The organism is Pseudomonas sp. R11-23-07 (genome assembly GCF_003852295.1).
Classification (GTDB): domain Bacteria; phylum Pseudomonadota; class Gammaproteobacteria; order Pseudomonadales; family Pseudomonadaceae; genus Aquipseudomonas.
Genome location: NZ_CP027761.1, coordinates 4075474 through 4092957, shown reverse-complemented (window position 1 = coordinate 4092957; position 17484 = coordinate 4075474). Strand labels below are relative to the sequence as shown.

General features: G+C 60.7%; 16 protein-coding genes. 6 read left to right on the top strand and 10 right to left on the bottom strand.

Annotated elements, in window-relative coordinates; all coding sequences use genetic code 11:
• Positions 1 to 54: 54 nt before the first annotated feature.
• Positions 55 to 801 (bottom strand): 3-oxoacyl-ACP reductase family protein, encoded by a 747-nt coding sequence (locus C4J84_RS18670; protein WP_124404979.1) that lies wholly within the window; start codon positions 799 to 801, stop codon positions 55 to 57.
• A 105-nt stretch (positions 802 to 906) separates the two neighbouring features.
• Here C4J84_RS18670 and C4J84_RS18665 point away from each other — a divergent pair, with 105 nt between their 5' ends.
• Entirely contained in the window at positions 907 to 1830 is a 924-nt protein-coding gene (locus C4J84_RS18665) for a LysR family transcriptional regulator (RefSeq protein WP_124435922.1), read from the top strand.
• A gap of 117 nt (positions 1831 to 1947) precedes the next feature.
• Here C4J84_RS18665 and C4J84_RS18660 read toward each other — a convergent pair whose 3' ends face one another.
• The 3 genes from C4J84_RS18660 to C4J84_RS18650 all read right to left on the bottom strand — a co-directional run bounded on the left by C4J84_RS18660 (position 1948) and on the right by C4J84_RS18650 (position 5420).
• Positions 1948 to 2676 carry an aspartate/glutamate racemase family protein gene (locus tag C4J84_RS18660; protein ID WP_124371536.1) on the bottom strand — a complete coding sequence of 243 codons (729 nt, stop codon included), beginning with the start codon at positions 2674 to 2676 and terminating at the stop codon, positions 1948 to 1950.
• A 13-nt stretch (positions 2677 to 2689) separates the two neighbouring features.
• Positions 2690 to 4219 (bottom strand): NCS1 family nucleobase:cation symporter-1, encoded by a 1530-nt coding sequence (locus C4J84_RS18655; RefSeq protein WP_124435921.1) that lies wholly within the window; start codon positions 4217 to 4219, stop codon positions 2690 to 2692.
• A 460-nt stretch (positions 4220 to 4679) separates the two neighbouring features.
• On the bottom strand, positions 4680 to 5420 hold the full coding sequence (locus C4J84_RS18650; protein ID WP_124435920.1) for a phosphoadenylyl-sulfate reductase: 741 nt from the start codon (positions 5418 to 5420) through the stop codon (positions 4680 to 4682).
• A 150-nt stretch (positions 5421 to 5570) separates the two neighbouring features.
• Between C4J84_RS18650 and thrH the strand changes: the two genes are divergently transcribed.
• On the top strand, positions 5571 to 6188 hold the full coding sequence (thrH, locus tag C4J84_RS18645; RefSeq protein WP_124363954.1) for a bifunctional phosphoserine phosphatase/homoserine phosphotransferase ThrH: 618 nt from the start codon (positions 5571 to 5573) through the stop codon (positions 6186 to 6188).
• 67 nt (positions 6189 to 6255) lie between these two features.
• Here the strand turns inward: thrH and C4J84_RS18640 are convergent, their stop codons facing one another.
• The 6 genes from C4J84_RS18640 to C4J84_RS18615 form a co-directional block, all read right to left on the bottom strand.
• On the bottom strand, positions 6256 to 6612 hold the full coding sequence (locus tag C4J84_RS18640; RefSeq protein ID WP_124363953.1) for a type II toxin-antitoxin system HigA family antitoxin: 357 nt from the start codon (positions 6610 to 6612) through the stop codon (positions 6256 to 6258).
• Complete coding sequence (locus tag C4J84_RS18635; RefSeq protein WP_124410559.1) at positions 6612 to 6914, bottom strand: type II toxin-antitoxin system HigB family toxin; 303 nt, start codon at positions 6912 to 6914, stop codon at positions 6612 to 6614. The genes C4J84_RS18640 and C4J84_RS18635 overlap by 1 nt, the downstream gene beginning before the upstream one ends.
• 222 nt (positions 6915 to 7136) lie before the next feature.
• A complete protein-coding gene (gene pabB / locus C4J84_RS18630; RefSeq protein WP_124435919.1) occupies positions 7137 to 8480 on the bottom strand; it encodes an aminodeoxychorismate synthase component I in 1344 nt (447 codons plus the stop codon).
• A gap of 100 nt (positions 8481 to 8580) precedes the next feature.
• Entirely contained in the window at positions 8581 to 9567 is a 987-nt protein-coding gene (locus C4J84_RS18625) for an alpha-L-glutamate ligase-like protein (protein WP_124363950.1), read from the bottom strand.
• On the bottom strand, positions 9567 to 11099 hold the full coding sequence (locus tag C4J84_RS18620; protein WP_124435918.1) for an inactive transglutaminase family protein: 1533 nt from the start codon (positions 11097 to 11099) through the stop codon (positions 9567 to 9569). The genes C4J84_RS18625 and C4J84_RS18620 overlap by 1 nt, the downstream gene beginning before the upstream one ends.
• A 5-nt stretch (positions 11100 to 11104) precedes the next feature.
• Positions 11105 to 11641: an ATP-dependent zinc protease gene (locus C4J84_RS18615; RefSeq protein ID WP_124435917.1), complete on the bottom strand. Its 537-nt coding sequence runs from the start codon at positions 11639 to 11641 to the stop codon at positions 11105 to 11107.
• Between the two features lie 266 nt (positions 11642 to 11907).
• Between C4J84_RS18615 and C4J84_RS18610 the strand changes: the two genes are divergently transcribed.
• The 4 genes from C4J84_RS18610 to acnD all read left to right on the top strand — a co-directional run bounded on the left by C4J84_RS18610 (position 11908) and on the right by acnD (position 17475).
• Entirely contained in the window at positions 11908 to 12606 is a 699-nt protein-coding gene (locus C4J84_RS18610; RefSeq protein WP_124363947.1) for a GntR family transcriptional regulator, read from the top strand.
• Between the two features lie 13 nt (positions 12607 to 12619).
• Complete coding sequence (gene prpB, locus C4J84_RS18605) at positions 12620 to 13513, top strand: methylisocitrate lyase (protein ID WP_124363946.1); 894 nt, start codon at positions 12620 to 12622, stop codon at positions 13511 to 13513.
• Between the two features lie 42 nt (positions 13514 to 13555).
• A complete protein-coding gene (gene prpC, locus C4J84_RS18600; protein ID WP_124435916.1) occupies positions 13556 to 14683 on the top strand; it encodes a 2-methylcitrate synthase in 1128 nt (375 codons plus the stop codon).
• Positions 14684 to 14880: 197 nt separating this feature from the next.
• Positions 14881 to 17475, top strand: a complete 2595-nt coding sequence (gene acnD, locus C4J84_RS18595; protein ID WP_124435915.1) for a Fe/S-dependent 2-methylisocitrate dehydratase AcnD — start codon at positions 14881 to 14883, stop codon at positions 17473 to 17475.
• Positions 17476 to 17484 lie beyond the last annotated feature (9 nt).

The following is a 17484-nucleotide window of genomic DNA, read 5'->3' as shown; positions in this document are numbered from 1 at the left end:
CCTCAATCGGGGGCAAGCCCCCTCCCACATGGGGTGTGCGGTGTTGCACAGACCTCAGGCGCTGAAGCCTCCGTCGATGGTCAAGCTGGCGCCTGTGATGTACCCGGCTTCCGGCCCGGCAAGGTACGCCACGAAGCTGGCAATTTCCTCCACATGCCCATACCGGCCCACCGCCATCAGCCCAATCAAGCTCTCGGCAAAATCACTGTTCGCCGGGTTCATGTCGGTATCCACCGGCCCTGGCTGCACGTTATTGATGGTGATACCCCGTGGCCCCAGGTCGCGCGCCAGGCCTTTGGTCAAACCGACCAACGCCGCCTTGCTCATCGCGTACGGACCACCACCGCCAAACGGCATGCGCTCGGCGTTGGTGCTGCCGATATTGATCACCCGGCCGCCTTCGCCCATGTGCCTGGCGGCCTCCTGAGTGGCGATAAAGACACTGCGCACGTTGATTGCCAGGGTCTGATCGAAGTCTTCCAGCTTGAACGCTTCCAGCGGCGCGATGGCCAGCACTCCTGCATTGTTCACCAAAATATCCAGGCGCCCGAAGGTGTCGACTGTGACATTGACTGCGTTGCGAATCGCCGTGGCATCGGCGCTGTCGGCCTGAATCGCCAGGGCTTTGCCGCCTGCGCTGATCACGCTGTTCTGCAAGGCTTCAGCCTTGGCGGCCGAGTTGATGTAGGTAAAGGCAACGGCGGCGCCTTGCGCGGCGAGGCGCTTGACGATGGCTGCGCCGATGCCGCGGGAACCGCCTTGAACCAAGGCGACTTTGCCAGTGAGGGTAGATGGGGTCATGTCGATCTCCAAGTAGTTGATGAGCCGAGTATCGACCTCGCCCACCGATACCGGTAGAGCGTGATTGCTATAGTCTGTGTAAACCAAAAGTTTAGAGTGGGCGATATGGAAAGCTTTGGCAGTATCGAATGCTTTGTGCGCAGCGCCGAAGGCGGCAGCTTCGCGGAGGCTGCGCGGCACCTGAGCCTGACGCCGGCAGCGGTCGGCAAAAGCGTGGCCAAGCTGGAAGCGCGCCTGGGCGTCAGGCTGTTTCAGCGCAGCACCCGCCGCCTGACCTTGACCGAAGCCGGCAAGCTGTTCCTCGACGAAGTCAGCGGCAGCCTCACCACGATTCAAAACGCCGTGGCCAACCTGGCCAGCGCCGAAGGCCGGCCGGTGGGCACGCTGAAAGTCAGCATGGGCACCGTATTTGGCAATCGGTATGTGGTGCCGTTGCTGGGTGAGTTCATGCGACGCTTCCCGGCTATCAGCCCGGATTGGCATTTCGATAACCGCCAGGTCGACTTGATCGGCCAGGGCTTTGACGCCGCCATTGGCGGCGGCTTCGAACTGCCTCAAGGCGTAGTCGCGCGCAAGTTGACGCCGGCGCACCGGGTGCTGGTGGCTTCACCGGCTTACCTGGCGCAACGCCCTGCGGTACGTGCGCCCGAGGATTTATCGCGCTGCCATGGCATCCTGATCCGCTCACCGCAAACCGGCCGGGTGCGCTCATGGCAATTGACCCACCGCGAGCGCGAGCACAGTCCCCTGGTGCTCAAACCTGCAATGACCATGAGCGATTCGGAAGCCGCCTGCTGCGCCAGTGCCCAGGGCTTGGGCATTGCGTTGGTCAGCATGCCGATGGCTGTGCCGTTCCTCGACAGCGGTGCGGTGGTGCGAGTGTTGCCGGACTGGTATGTGGACGACGGCAATATCTCCATCTACTACGCCGAGCACAAACTGCTGCCGGGCAAGACCCGGGCGTTTGTGGATTTTGTGATCGAGCAATTTGCCGAGCGACGGTTGGGGCAGCGATTCAGTGCGATCTAGCTGCCCTGCAGTGAACAAAATGTGGGAGGGGGCTTGCTCCCGATAGCGGTGGGTCAGCTATAGATAAGCTGGCTGATACACCGCAATCGGGAGCAAGCCCCCTCCCACAGTTGATCCTCAGTGCCCGAACTTGCCGGGCCAACCGATGACTTTCTTTGACCTGGGCGTTGCATAGGTCCTGATCTTCGACGTCGACAACCCCAACCGCACCAGCGACTCGGCGATGGTCACCGCTGCCGTCACCCCATCTACCACCGGCACCCCGGTGCGCTGGCGAATCTGCTCGTCCAGCCCGGCCATGCCGCCGCATCCCAGGCAGATCACTTCTGCCTTGTCGTCAAGGATGGCCAGTTCCGCCTGGCGCACGATGGCTTGCATGGCGGCCAGTGGGTCTGCTTCCAACTCCAGCACCGCCATGCCACTGGCGCGCACTGAGGCGCAGCGCTGGTACAGGCCGGCGAGTTTCAGCCGGTCTTCGATCAACGGCACTGTGCGGTCCAGGGTGGTCACCACCGAATAGGCGTGGCCCAGGAACATCGCCATGCTGGCCGCGGCCTCGGTGATATCCACCACCGGCACGTTGAGCAATTCCTGCAGGCCTTCGCGGCCATGCTCGCCGTAGCCGGCCTGGATCACCGCATCGAATGGCTGGTCGTAGGCCATTACGCGATCCATTACCGCGATGGCGGCCAGGTAGCTTTCAAAGTTGCCCTCCACCGATTCGGCGCCGAAGTAGGGGGTGAGCCCGACAATCTCGGTGCCCGGCGAAGCCACACTGCGCGCCTGCTGAGCGATGGTTTGTGTGATGGATTCAGTGGTGTTGACGTTGACCACGAGGATGCGCATGGAAGCTCCTTGTTTAATGACTGGCGTTATCGACTGCAATGCTTTCGCCGCTGACATCGGCGTAGAACGGCTGGCGCTTGGCGATCAGCAGGTACAGCAACCCTGCAATACCGGCGCCAAACAGCCAGGAGAACGGCGAGACGCTGGCAAACCCCGGCAACAATGCCAACAGGATGGCGATCACCGCTGCCGGAACGAACGCCGCCACCGCGCGCAGATTCACGCCGCGGCTGTAGTAATAAACGCCCTGCGCGTCTTCGCTATACAGTTGCGGCACATCCACCTGGCTTTTGCGGATCAGCCAGTAGTCAACCATGATCACCCCATACAACGGCCCGAGCAGTGCGCCCAGCCCGGAAAGGAAATATACGATTACCAAAGGGCTGTTGTAGAGGTTCCACGGCAGGATCAGCACCGCCACGGTGGCGCTGATCAGGCCCGCGCGACGGAAGTTCAGGTACTTGGGCGCCAGGTTGCTCAGCACAAACGCCGGTGCGACGAAGTTAGCCATGATATTCACCGCCACGGTGACGATCAGGAAGGCCAGGCAACCGAGCACGAGGAAGAAGGTATTGGGAATGGCGGCGATGATTTCAGTCGGACTTTCGATCACCCGGCCATTGAGCTGGAACTGCCCGCCGCACAGCAGCACGGTGATGGCGGCGAACACCAGGATATTCACCGGCAGGCCCCAGAAATTACCCACCAGGATCGTCCTGCGGCAAGGCGAGGAGCGGGCGAAGTCGCAGAAGTTAAGGATCAGCGTGCCGTAGATCGCCAACCACAGCGCACCTCCGGCAAAGATATTGCGCCACATCTCGCCGCCGCTCAGCGGTTCGCGGATCGACCAGGCAATGTTGCCGCCTGCCTGGAAGTACATCCAGCCGGCCAGCGAGGCCACGGTGAGCAGAATCACCGGTCCGGCAAACCCCTCATAGCGACGTACCATTTCCATGCCATAGGCCAGGATCACCAGTTGCACCAGCCAGATCGCCACGAAACACGCCCAGCCGAGCGATGACAGGCCGAGGATCGCGTTGTGATCATAGTCGGCAAACCCTGGATGAACCGCCGTCAACAACACACGGAAAACCACCGAAGCCAGGTAGGTCTGAATACCGAACCAGGCAATCGCAATCACGGCGCGGATCAACGCCGGAATCTGTGCTCCATGAATACCGAAGCTGATACGGCTGATCACGGGAAACGGCACGCCGGTCTTCTGGCCCATGTACCCCGACAAGTTCATGAAAAAGTACACCAGTGCCGCACCGATTCCCAGGGACAACAGGATCTGCCAGCCACCCAGGCCCAATGCATACAAGCCGATGGCAAATGAATAGTTGGCGATGTTGTGCACGTCATTGGTCCACAGCGCAAAGATGCTGTAGCGCCCCCAGCGACGGCCTTCGATCTTGGTCGGGGCGAGGTCCTTGTTGTGCAGGCGTGAGCTGAGTACCAGCGGGCCGGGGCTTGCCGCCTCGGGATTCAGGGCGGAGGAGGGCGGATCCAGTGCGATGTCATTCGAGAGGCTTGTACGCATTCCGGCAGGCTCCAGCGCATCCGCGCCAAAGCGGCAGATGGCAAAGTGTATGTAGGTTTTGTATTTATTGTATACAAAGCGTATTTCACCTTAAGCCACATGCGTGCCAGTTTTGCAGCGATCAAAACTACGGTTAATTTCGTTTTTATCGCTTATTGAAATAACTGGCTGAATTGAAAGCGATATAAATTGACCGTTCGAACAGCTATTTATTTTTATGGGGAAGGGGGCAGAGTCAGGAGGGCAAAAATAGAGAGGAAAGAAGTGTTACGTTTTGGTGCGATTTATATTGGATTGCACACATAAATGGCACCGATGGTTACAACTATGTGTACATTTTCGTCGCGAACACAAAACAAATGTGGGAGGGGCTTGCCCCCGATAGCGCTGGGTCAGTCACCCCATACAGTGCCTGACACTACGCCATCGGGGGCAAGCCCCCTCCCACAGGTTAACGGTGTCAGGCCTTTGTCTTGCTGATGATATTCCCGGCATGCAGCCCGCATTCCTTCTGCGTGGCTTCCTCCCACCACCAACGACCTTCGCGCTCATGCTGGTTCGGCAATACTGGACGGGTGCAGGGCTCGCAGCCGATGCTGATAAAACCGCGTTCATGCAGGCTGTTGTAGGGCAGCTCCAGCATGCGGATATAACCCCAGATCTCCTCGCTGGTCATTTGCGCCAGCGGATTGAATTTGTACAAGCTACGTTCCGGGGTAGAAAACGCCGTATCGATTTCCAGCGCGGCCACCTGGCTGCGGGTGCCCGGACTCTGGTCGCGGCGCTGGCCGGTGGCCCAGGCACGCACGCCTGCGAGCTTGCGGCGCAGCGGTTCGATCTTGCGTATGCCACAGCACTCGCCATGACCGTCCTTATAGAAGCTGAACAGGCCCTTCTCTTTGACGAAGGGTTCCAGCTTGCTCTGGTCCGGCGAGATCAGTTCGATGTCGATCTTGTAGAACTCACGCACCTGTTCGATGAACCGGTAGGTTTCCGGGTGCAGGCGGCCAGTGTCGAGGCTGAACACCTTGACGTTCTTGTTCAGCTTCCAGGCCATGTCCACCAGCACCACATCCTCGGCGCCGCTGAAGGAAATCCACAGGTCGTCACCGAACTGGCTGAACGCCAGCTTGAGGATGTCCTGGGCGGACTTGTTGGCATAGGTCGTGGCGAGTTCAACGACGTCGAAGGCTTGGTTCATCAGGACGGTTCCTACAGGTCAGTGGCGCTGAGCGCTCTATAGGGGGCGATGGTATCAAAATCTACCCTGCGTTGCGGCGGCGTGCTTGAGTCGCTAGAGTTCGGCAGTCCTTTTGCTCGCTCAACTTGAATAATACGAACGGAGTGTCCTGTGGAAATTGCCTGTCTCGACCTGGAAGGGGTACTGGTTCCGGAAATCTGGATTGCCTTCGCCGAAAAAACCGGTATCCAATCCCTGCGCGCCACCACCCGTGACATTCCCGACTACGACGTGTTGATGCAGCAGCGCCTGCGTATCCTCGATGAGCACGGGCTCAAGCTTGCCGATATCCAGGAAGTGATTGCCACCCTCAAGCCACTGGACGGCGCCATCGAGTTCGTCAACTGGCTGCGCGAGCGCTTTCAGGTAGTGATCCTCTCCGACACCTTCTACGAATTCTCCCAGCCGCTGATGCGTCAGCTGGGCTTTCCGACCTTGCTTTGCCATCGCCTGATCACGGATGAAAACGACCGGGTGGTCAGCTACCAACTGCGCCAGAAAGATCCCAAGCGCCAGTCGGTATTGGCGTTCAAGACGCTGTACTACCGAGTGATTGCGGCGGGGGATTCCTATAACGACACCACCATGCTGGGTGAGGCAGACCGGGGGATTCTGTTCCATGCGCCGGAGAATGTGATTCGCGAGTTCCCGCAGTTTCCGGCGGTGCATACGTTTGAGGATTTGAAGCGGGAGTTTATCAAGGCGTCCAGCCGACAGTTGAGCCTGTAAATTATCTGGCGCGGCTGATAGCCTCATCGGGAGCCGGCCCCCTCTCCCAAGGCCCTCCCAGCCCCGCCTAAATGCCCGCCAGCAACCGCTCATAAGGGATACACAATCCCTCATGCAGGCGTTTGATCATCGCCAGGCTCAGCTTGCGCTTGCCGTTCAACACTTCTGAAACTCGCCCGCTGGGGCCGATGAATGGCTCCAGATCGCGGGCAGTCAAGCCCATTTGTTCCATGCGGAATTTGATCGCTTCCACTGGGTCCGAAGGCGGCATCGGAAAGTGTTCCGCCTCGTACTTCTCAATCAGAACAGCGAGAATTTCCAGCTCGTCACCTTCGGCACTGCCGATGGCCGCTCCCCAAATCTGCTCGACGCGCGCGAGCGCAGCGGCCAGGTCTTCCTGAGAGTGAATAGGTTTGATGTTCATTACACGGTCTCCGCATTGATTGTGTCGTACTGCGCGTGGGTGCCGACAAAGCGGATGAAGCCAAGCTGTCGCTCATAATCGATCGACATGACCACCCGGTACTTGTTGCCACCCACGTTGAATACAACCCTGCCGCTTTTGAGGATGCTTGCAGTCCTGAGCTCGGCCTTGAGTGCCTGTGGTGTTGGGTAAAGGGTCTTTTCCATATGGCGGTACCACTCGACCAAGGGGCGTTTTGCATCGGCAGAAGCCGGGTGGCTTTCCCAGAACCTTCGTAAGGTTGAGAGGGCGATTATTCGCATCGCTCTTTCCTCCCATATTGGGAGATAGTAGGCCCGAGTGGGTGAGCATGCAATCCCTGAAACAAGCTCTGACGATTGAGTGGCATATGTGATCCTTCACAGACGGCGGTGGGCGGCGGAAGTCGGACGCTATCGCGCCGCTCACTGTTGGTCCATTACCGTTCTGATTCAGGTTTTTTCGTGCCGAACTCGCTGCCCTCAGCGGCAGGAGTGGCTTGGGTGCTAGAGGCCTTCCAACGTGTGTAACAACACCTGTACCTTGGTCAGCGACTCCTGATATTCCGCCTCCCACTGCGAGTCCGCTACGATCCCGCCGCCGCCCCAGCAGCACACCTGCGCGTCCTTGACCAGCAAACTGCGGATGGCGATAGAGCTGTCCATTTCGCCGCGCACGTCCAGGTACATCAGCGAACCGCAGTACAGGCCGCGTCGGGTCGGTTCCAGTTCGTCGATGATCTGCATCGCGCGGATCTTCGGCGCACCAGTGATAGAACCGCCTGGGAAGCTGCCGGCGATGAGGTCGAGGGCATCTTTATCGTCGGCCAATGTGCCGGTGACGCTGCTCACCAGGTGGTGCACGTTGGGGTAGCTTTCCAGGCTGAACAACTCGGGTACTTTTACCGAGCCGATACGGCAACTGCGGCCGAGGTCGTTGCGCAGCAGGTCGACGATCATCAGGTTTTCTGCGCGATCCTTGGGACTGGCCAAGAGCTCGGCGGCGTGCGCAGCGTCTTCATGCGGCGTCGGGCCACGAGGGCGGGTGCCTTTGATCGGGCGGGTTTCAACCTGGCGCTGGCTGACCTTGACGAAGCGTTCCGGCGACAGGCTCAGCACCGCGCCACCTTCCGGCAGGCTCTGGAACCCGGAAAACGGCGTCGGGCAGGCCTTGCGCAGCGCGCAATAGGCGGACCATGGATCACCGATGCAGGGCGCGCGAAAGCGCTGGGCGAAGTTGACCTGGTAGCAATCGCCGGCCTCGATATAGTCCTGAATACGCACGATGGCCTGCCGATAGGCCTCGGCCGTCAGGTCCGGTGCCATGGGACCTTGCAACTTGAACGCCACAGGCATGTCGACGACGCCGGCGCTGAACAGGCTGATCAGGCGTTGCCGTTCGCTGTCTGCAAGACCGGGGTGGAACACCAGTTGGCTGGACTGCGCAGCGTGATCGCTGATCAGCGCCCAGGCATACAGCCCGAAGCGCGCGTCCGGCAGGTGCAAGTCGTCTACCGCCAGGTGCGGCATCTGTTCCAGGTGTCGGCCGAAATCGTAACTCAGATAGCCGATCAAGCCTCCGGCAAACGGCAGCTCCAAGCCAGCGGGCAATGCCGCTTCGCCCAAGTGCGTCAGGCTTTTGCGCAAACGTTGCAGGAAATCGCCGCCGCTTTCGTCAGGCTCAACCGCCAACGTCGCTTCAGGCCAGGCGCTGAGCAGGTCATAACGGCCACGCTCGGCCGCCGGGCGGCCGCTGTCGAGCAGCACCGCGCCGGGCGCATGGCGAATCGCCGCAAAATACTCGGCGGGGTTGGCTCGATAGGGCAACGGGTAAACGGAACAGGTCGACATGCGGGGGTGGATCAGCCAGTGGCGCGGGGGAGGGGATTGTAGTCCCCTGTAGGATTTGCTCCTAGAGGGGATGTCGGGGATAGACAGTTCGAAGGCCGTGTCAGCCTTCCACGGGCGGTATATGGCCAAACATCTCTTGCACGAACTTCACCCGTTCTTCCGGCGTTTCGCTCACGCCTGCGGCTTTCAGTTCTTCCAGTCGCGCCTCCACCGCATGGGTGCGCAGAGTCAGGCCGCAGTCGTTGGCGATCTGGATATTCAGCCCCGGCCGCGCGTTCAATTCCAGGATCAGCGGGCCTTTTTCCTGGTCCAGCACCATGTCCACACCGATATAGCCCAGGCCGCACAGTTCATAGCAGCCGGCCGCCAGCTTCATGAAACCGTCCCAGTTGGGCAGTTGTACGCCGTCCACCGCGTTGGTGGTATCGGGGTGTTTGGTGATGATGTTGTTCAGCCAGGTGCCACGCAACGTCAGGCCGGTGGCGAGGTCGACGCCCACACCTATCGCGCCCTGGTGCAGGTTGGCCTTGCCACCGGACTGGCGCGTCGGCAAGCGCAGCATCGCCATCACTGGATAGCCCATCAGCACGATGATGCGGATGTCCGGCACGCCTTCGTAGCTGATGCTCTTGAAGATCTGGTCGGGTACCACGCGGTATTCGATCAAGGCGCGATCGCGGTGGCCGCCGAGGGAGTACAGGCCGGTGAGAATGCTGGAAATCTGGTGCTCGATTTCTTCATGGCTGATGATCTTGCCGGACACCGTGCGATAGCGCCCCTCAAAGCGGTCCGCCACCACCAGGATGCCGTCGCCGCCGGCGCCCTGGGCGGGCTTGATCACGAAGTCGCTGCGCCCGCCGATGATTTCGTCGAGCTTGTCGATTTCCTTCTCGGTGGAGATGACTCCATACATTTCAGGTACGTGAATACCGGCCGCCATGGCCCGTTCCTTGGTGATGATCTTGTCATCCACGATCGGGTACAGGCTGCGCTTGTTGTACTTGAGCACGTAGTCGGCGTTACGCCGGTTGATGCCCATGATCCCGCGCGCTTCCAGGGCCTTCCAGGTCTTCCAGAAGCCGAACATTAGGAGTCAGCCTTCAGGAATGCCTTGAAACGTACCAGTTCGGTCAGGCGGTAGCCGCGATAACGACCCATGGCCAGCATGAAACCCACCAGGATCAGCAGAATCGCCGGGAAGGTGAACACGAAGTAGATCAGCTCCGGCACGCTCATGATGATGTGCGCCAGGGATGCCGCGAACAGCGTGCCGATCGCCACTTTCAGCGCATGGTTGGCGCCGCGCTCTTCCCAGGTGATCGACAGGCGCTCGATGGTCATGGTCAGGATCACCATCGGGAACAGTGCCACCGACAGGCCCCGCTCCAGGCCCAGCTTGTGGCTGAACAGGCTGATGGCGGCAATCAGCACCACCACGAAGGTCAGCACCACCGACAGCCTCGGCAGCATCTGCAGCTTCAGGTGTTCTAGGTAGGACCTGAGCGACAGCCCCAGCGCGGTGATGATTGTAAACAGCACAATCCCGAAACCCAGTTGCGTCTCGCGGAAGGCCAGGGCAATCAGTACCGGGGTAAAGGTGCCGAGGGTCTGCAGGCCGATCAGGTTGCGCAGGATCAGGATCACCAGCACGCCAATCGGGATCATCACCATGATCATGAACGTCTGCTGGGTTTGCAGCGGCAGGCCGTACAGCGAGTATTCGAGGAAGTTGGCGTCGGTATTTTCGTCGGTCAGCTTGGCCAGGCGAATCGCGTTCATTTCGCTGTTGTTCAGGCTGAAGGTCACCATGGCTTTCTTGCCGCCATCGACCGTGATCAGGTTTTCATCGCCGGTCCACCACAGCAGGCGGTCGGCAGGCAGGCCTTGCTCACCGGTTTCCGGGTTGAAGTACAGCCAGTCATTCCCGTTGAAACTGCGCAGCCACAGTTCCGGAGATTGCGGCTGGTCGGCGACGAGGCGAATGGTGTGGACTTTTTCCACCGGTACGTGGGCGATGGACAGTAGCAATTCAACGATCTTGGCCTTATGCGACGTCGACGTGTCGCCCGCCAGCAGCAGTTTCACATTGTCGTCGTTGAGGTTGTTGGTGCGCTTGATGGCTTCGGTAATAAAGGTCTCGACGTCTGCCGAGTGCTGGCGAATCGGCGCGAGCAAGGCTTCGGCGGCGATTTTTTCCGGGCCTTCCACGGCAATGCTGTCGCGGAACGTCGGGCCCTTGATCTTTACCTTTTCACCGCTGTAGCGCTTGGTCAGCACCAGGCGGTAATACAGGGTCTGGTTGCCCTTGGCGCGACGCGCCGACCAGGTGACCTTGCGGTTACCGTCGGCGCGGTTGACGCTCACCCCGTAGTTGTTCGAAATAAAGCTCTCATTGAGGCTGACGAAGTCGCGGCTCAACGGCGGCACGAACATCGAAACCTTCACCGGGTCCTTGGGGTTGGCGACGAACTCGACCTTCGCGTCGATGTTCCACAAGTCATCGGTGGCGTCCTCGGTGACAGGGATGCCCAGCACGAAGATCTGGTAGGCGGTGACCGAAATACCCAGCACCACCAAAATGGTGATCAGGATTTTCAGGTGCAGGGTCAGAGAGCGCATTCGGTTTACTCGGCGGTATGAGCGTCGGCGGCGCAGGCAGGTTTGCCTGCTGCATATTTAAGGCTGGGGTCGATCAGCGCATCAAAGCGCTTGAGCGCTTCGGAGCCGATCAGCAGCGGATATTGGAAGGTGCTGCGGTCAGTCAAGTTCACTTCGATGCTGCGTAAAGCGCTGCCCATGCAGATATCCAGGGCAATCACCGGACGAGCGGTGTACTGCTTGTCCTCCTCAGGATCGTAATCACCGGCACGGCGCTTGATCTTGCTGACGCGGGCCAGTGGCCGTTCGATGGGGTGGGAATGGGCGGCGTCGATGGCCAGGTAGAAGCGTACCCAGGACTCCCCGTTGCGCTTGAAGCGTTTGATATCGCGCGCACTCAGCGAGGCGGTCTTGGCGCCCGTGTCGAGTTTGGCCGCGACTTCCAGGTCGATGCCCGCCAGCTTGGCGTATTCATTCAGGCCATACACGGTCTTCTCGGCGGCAACGCCAAGGCTCGGCAGGGACAGTAGGCTTAACAGTAGGGGGAAGGGCTTGAGTCTCATAATTCCTGAGGCGATGCAGTGCGAAATTCAAGGCGACTGGCATTACTGCGCAAGCTCCCTCGTGCGCCATTTCATCTAGCGATGTCAGGCAAATGCGGCGGGCATTCTAACATGATGCTTTTTTGGCGCCAGCGCTGGCAGGCGGCCATGCTCTTGGATCCACGCCGGAGGTTATTAGACGATTGTCGACAATGTTGATTTATTCTTTGACTAAGTGGGGGTAATTGACTAGTTTTTGCAGCATTGCTTTTAAAGGTGTCGACAATATGCTGGATCAAACGGAATCTCCGCCGGCGCTGTCGGACGAATCCCAAACTATGTCGGAAAACGTCTTCCGGCGAATCCAGGCCGCCATCGTCAAGGGCGAGATCGCCCCAGGCTCCAAGATTTCCGAACCGGAGCTGGCGCGCACCTATGGCATCAGCCGTGGCCCGCTGCGCGAGGCGATTCACCGCCTGGAAGGCCAGCGCCTGCTGGTGCGGGTGCCCCACGTCGGCGCCCGCGTGGTGTCGTTGAGCCACGCCGAGCTGGTCGAGCTCTATGAAATCCGCGAGTCATTGGAAGGCATGGCGTGCCGGCTGGCGGCCGAGCGCATGACCGACGCGGAAATCGAAGAGCTGCGCCAGGTATTGCACACCCATGAACGGGATGCTGCGTTTCAGGCCGGTGTCGGCTATTACCAGCAGGAAGGCGACTTCGATTTTCATTACCGGATCATCCAGGGCGCCGGCAACCGCACCCTGACCCAGATGCTCTGCGGCGAGCTATACCAATTGGTGCGCATGTACCGCATCCAGTTTTCCGCCACCCCCAATCGTCCACGCCAGGCCTTTGCCGAGCATCACCGCATTCTTGACGCGATTGCCGATCGCGACGGTGAACTGGCCGAACTGTTGATGCGCCGGCATATCGGCGCTTCCAAACGCAACATCGCCCGTCACTTTCCGGACGGCGCTCCCCAATAAATAGAGGTGAGTCATGAGTTCCACGAACAACAGCACCCCAGGCCAGCGTTTCCGTGACGCGGTCGCCAGTGAACAGCCGTTGCAAGTGGTCGGCGCAATCAACGCCAACCACGCTTTGCTGGCCAAACGCGCCGGCTTCAAGGCGATTTACCTGTCCGGTGGCGGCGTGGCTGCAGGCTCCCTGGGGGTTCCGGACCTGGGCATCACCGGCCTGGATGACGTGCTGACCGACGTACGCCGCATCACTGACGTATGCGACCTGCCGCTACTGGTGGACGTGGACACCGGTTTCGGTTCCTCGGCGTTCAACGTCGCGCGCACCGTCAAGTCGATGATCAAGTTCGGCGCGGCGGCCATCCACATCGAAGACCAGGTCGGCGCCAAGCGCTGCGGCCATCGGCCCAACAAGGAGATCGTGTCCCTGCAGGAAATGGTCGACCGTATCAAGGCCGCCGTGGACGCGCGCACCGATGACAGCTTCGTGATCATGGCCCGCACCGATGCCCTGGCCGTGGAAGGTTTGGAATCCGCCCTGGAGCGCGCCGCTGCGTGCATCGAGGCCGGTGCCGACATGGTGTTCCCGGAAGCCATCACTGAACTTGAGATGTACAAGCTGTTCGCCTCGCGGGTGAAAGCGCCGATCCTGGCCAACATCACCGAATTCGGCGCGACCCCGCTGTTCACCACCGAACAGTTGAAATCTGCCGATGTTTCCATCGTGCTGTACCCGCTCTCGGCCTTCCGCGCCATGAACAAGGCTGCCGAGAACGTCTACACCGCGATCCGCCGCGACGGTACGCAACAGAACGTGATCGACACCATGCAAACCCGCATGGAGCTTTACGATCGTATCGACTACCACACCTTCGAGCAGAAGCTCGACGCGCTGTTTGCCGCGAAGAAGTAGCAAGCGCGCCTCCTTGAATAACGACAAAATTGGAGAAGAACCATGGCTGAAGCAAAAGTATTGAGTGGTGCCGGCCTGCGTGGCCAGGTGGCCGGGCAGACCGCACTGTCGACCGTCGGCCAGGCCGGCGCCGGCTTGACCTATCGCGGCTATGACGTGCGTGAACTGGCCGCCGATGCGCAATTTGAAGAAGTCGCCTACCTGCTGCTGTACGGCGAACTGCCGACCAGCGCCGAACTGGCGGCCTACAGCGCCAGGCTGAGCCAGCTGCGCGACTTGCCGCAAGCGTTGAAGGAAGTGCTGGAACGCATCCCCGCCGACGCCCACCCGATGGACGTGATGCGCACCGGTTGCTCGTTCCTGGGCAATATCGAGCCGGAAAAAGACTTCAGCGTGCAGCGTGACGTCACCGACCGTCTGCTCGCGGCGTTCCCGGCGATCATGTGCTACTGGTACCGCTTCAGCCACGACGGCAAGCGCATCGACTGCGTCACCGACGAGCCAACCATCGGTGGGCACTTCCTGCACCTGCTGCATGGCAAGAAGCCGAGCGATCTGCACGTCAAAGTGATGAACGTGTCGTTGATCCTCTACGCCGAGCACGAATTCAACGCCTCGACCTTCACCGCCCGGGTGTGTGCGTCGACCTTGTCCGACCTGTATTCCTGCGTCACCGCCGCCATCGGTTCCCTGCGCGGCCCGCTGCACGGCGGTGCCAACGAAGCGGCGATGGAGATGATCGAGCGTTTCGGTTCGGCCGAAGAAGCCGTCGAAGGCACCCTCGGCATGCTGGCGCGCAAGGACAAGATCATGGGCTTTGGCCACGCCATCTACAAAGACAACGACCCGCGCAATGAAGTGATCAAGGGTTGGTCGAAAAAACTCGCTGACGAAGTGGGCGACACGGTGTTGTTTGCGGTTTCCGAAGCCATCGACAAGACCATGTGGCAGCAGAAGAAGCTGTTCCCCAACGCCGATTTCTACCATGCCTCGGCGTACCACTTCATGGGCATCCCAACCAAGCTGTTCACGCCGATCTTCGTTTGTTCGCGGCTCACCGGCTGGGCGGCGCATGTGTTCGAGCAACGCGCCAACAACCGCATCATCCGTCCAAGCGCCGAGTACACCGGCGTTGAGCAGCGCAAGTTCGTGCCAATCGAACGTCGCTGAATGAGGAGGCCGACGGTCCTGAAGTGGTAACCGAATCAAATGTGGGAGGGGGCTTGCCCCCGATAGCAATCTGTCAGTTGATACAGCCGGCACTGAACCACCGCTATCGGGGGCAAGCCCCCTCCCACACTTTGATCGCATTCCATTCTGGATCGGCGCAGGTCTTCCTTTGTAATCACCGTGACCGAGTCCTGACGATGAACACTGAATTTCGCAAACCGCTTCCCGGCAGCCGCCTGGATTACTTCGACGCCCGCGCGGTTGTCGAGGCAATCACTCCCGGCGCCTACGCCACCTTGCCGTATACCTCCCGCGTACTCGCGGAAAACCTGGTGCGTCGTTGCGACCCGGCCAGCCTCAATGCCTCCCTGAGCCAGTTGATCGAGCGCAAGCGTGACCTCGATTTCCCATGGTTCCCGGCCCGCGTGGTGTGCCATGACATCCTCGGCCAGACCGCCCTGGTAGACCTCGCCGGCCTGCGCGACGCCATCGCCCTGCAAGGCGGCGATCCGGCGCAGGTCAACCCGGTGGTGCCGACCCAGTTGATCGTCGACCACTCCTTGGCCGTCGAAGCCGGTGGCGCCGATCCGCAGGCGTTCGAAAAAAATCGCGCCATCGAAGACCGCCGCAACGAAGATCGCTTCCATTTTATCGAGTGGACCAAGAAGGCCTTCAAGAACGTCGACGTGATCCCGCCCGGCAACGGCATCATGCACCAGATCAATCTGGAGAAAATGTCGCCGGTGATTCAGGTGCGCGACGGTGTGGCCTTCCCGGACACCTGCGTCGGCACTGACAGCCACACCCCGCATGTGGATGCCCTGGGCGTGATCGCCATCGGGGTCGGCGGCCTTGAAGCCGAAAGCGTGATGCTCGGGCGTGCCTCGTGGATGCGCCTGCCGGAAAGCGTCGGCGTGGAGCTGACCGGCAAGCTGCAGCCGGGCATCACCGCCACCGACATGGTGCTGGCGCTGACCGAGTTCCTGCGCCAACAGAAAGTCGTCGGTGCGTGGTTGGAGTTCTTCGGTGAAGGCGCTTCGGCCCTGACCCTGGGCGACCGCGCGACCATCTCCAACATGGCCCCGGAATACGGCGCCACTGCAGCGATGTTCTACATTGACCAGCAGACGATCGCCTACCTGAAGCTCACCGGTCGCGAAGAGGAACAGGTCGCTCTGGTGGAACAGTACGCACGCCACACCGGGCTGTGGGCTGACGAGCTGAAAGGCGCGCAATACGAGCGCGGCCTGAGGTTCGACCTGTCCAGCGTGGTGCGCAACATGGCGGGCCCGAGCAACCCTCACGCCCGTGTCGCCACCCGTGACCTGGCGGCCAAAGGCATCAGCGGCCAGTGGGACGACGTACCGGGGCAAATGCCCGACGGCGCCGTGATCATTGCCGCCATCACCAGTTGCACCAACACCAGCAACCCGCGCAACGTGATCGCCGCCGGCCTGCTGGCGCGCAACGCCAACCGGCTCGGGCTGACGCGCAAGCCGTGGGTCAAGTCGTCCCTGGCGCCGGGTTCGAAAACCGTGGCCATGTACCTGGAAGAAGCGGGCCTGGGGCATGAGCTGGAAAAACTCGGTTTTGGGGTGGTGGCCTTCGCGTGCACGACCTGCAACGGCATGTCCGGTGCGCTCGACCCGGTGATCCAGCAGGAAATCATCGACCGCGACCTCTACGCCACCGCTGTGCTGTCAGGTAACCGCAACTTCGACGGGCGTATTCATCCGTACGCCAAGCAGGCCTTCCTCGCTTCGCCGCCGCTGGTAGTGGCCTATGCGATTGCCGGCACCATTCGTTTCGATATCGAGAAAGACGTGCTGGGGCTCGACGTCGACGGCAAGGAAATCCGCCTGCAGGACATCTGGCCGAGCGACGAAGAAATCGACGCAGTGGTCAAGGCCTCGGTCAAGCCGGAACAGTTTCGCGCCGTGTACATCCCGATGTTCGCGATTCACGAAGACACCGGCCCCAAAGTCACCCCGCTGTACGACTGGCGCCCGCAAAGCACCTATATTCGCCGCCCGCCGTATTGGGAAGGCGCCTTGGCGGGCGCACGTCCGCTCAAGGGCATGCGCCCGCTGGCCGTGCTGCCGGACAACATCACCACCGACCACCTGTCGCCCTCCAACGCGATCATGCTCGACAGCGCCGCCGGCGAGTACCTGGCGAAAATGGGCTTGCCGGAAGTTGACTTCAACTCCTACGCGACCCACAGGGGCGACCACCTGACCGCACAGCGCGCCACCTTCGCCAACCCGAAACTGTTCAACGAAATGGTGCAGGAAAACGGCAAGGTCAAGCAGGGCTCCCTGGCGCGTATCGAGCCGGAAGGCACGGTCACGCGTATGTGGGAAGCCATCGAAACCTACATGGAACGCAAGCAGCCGCTGATCATTATCGCGGGCGCCGACTACGGCCAGGGTTCGTCCCGCGATTGGGCCGCCAAGGGCGTACGCCTGGCCGGTGTGGAAGCGATCGCCGCCGAAGGTTTCGAGCGCATCCACCGCACCAACCTGGTCGGCATGGGCGTGTTGCCCCTGGAATTCCTGCCGGGCACCGACCGCCACACCCTCAAGATCGACGGCAGCGAAACCTATGATGTGGTCGGCGAACGCACGCCGCGCGCGCAATTGACCCTGGTGATCAACCGCAGGAATGGCGAGCGTGTCGAAGTGCCGGTGACCTGCCGCCTGGACACCGCTGAAGAAGTGTCGATCTACGAGGCGGGCGGCGTGTTGCAACGTTTTGCCCAGGACTTCCTGGAATCGGCGGCGACGGCCTGAGGGGTTAAC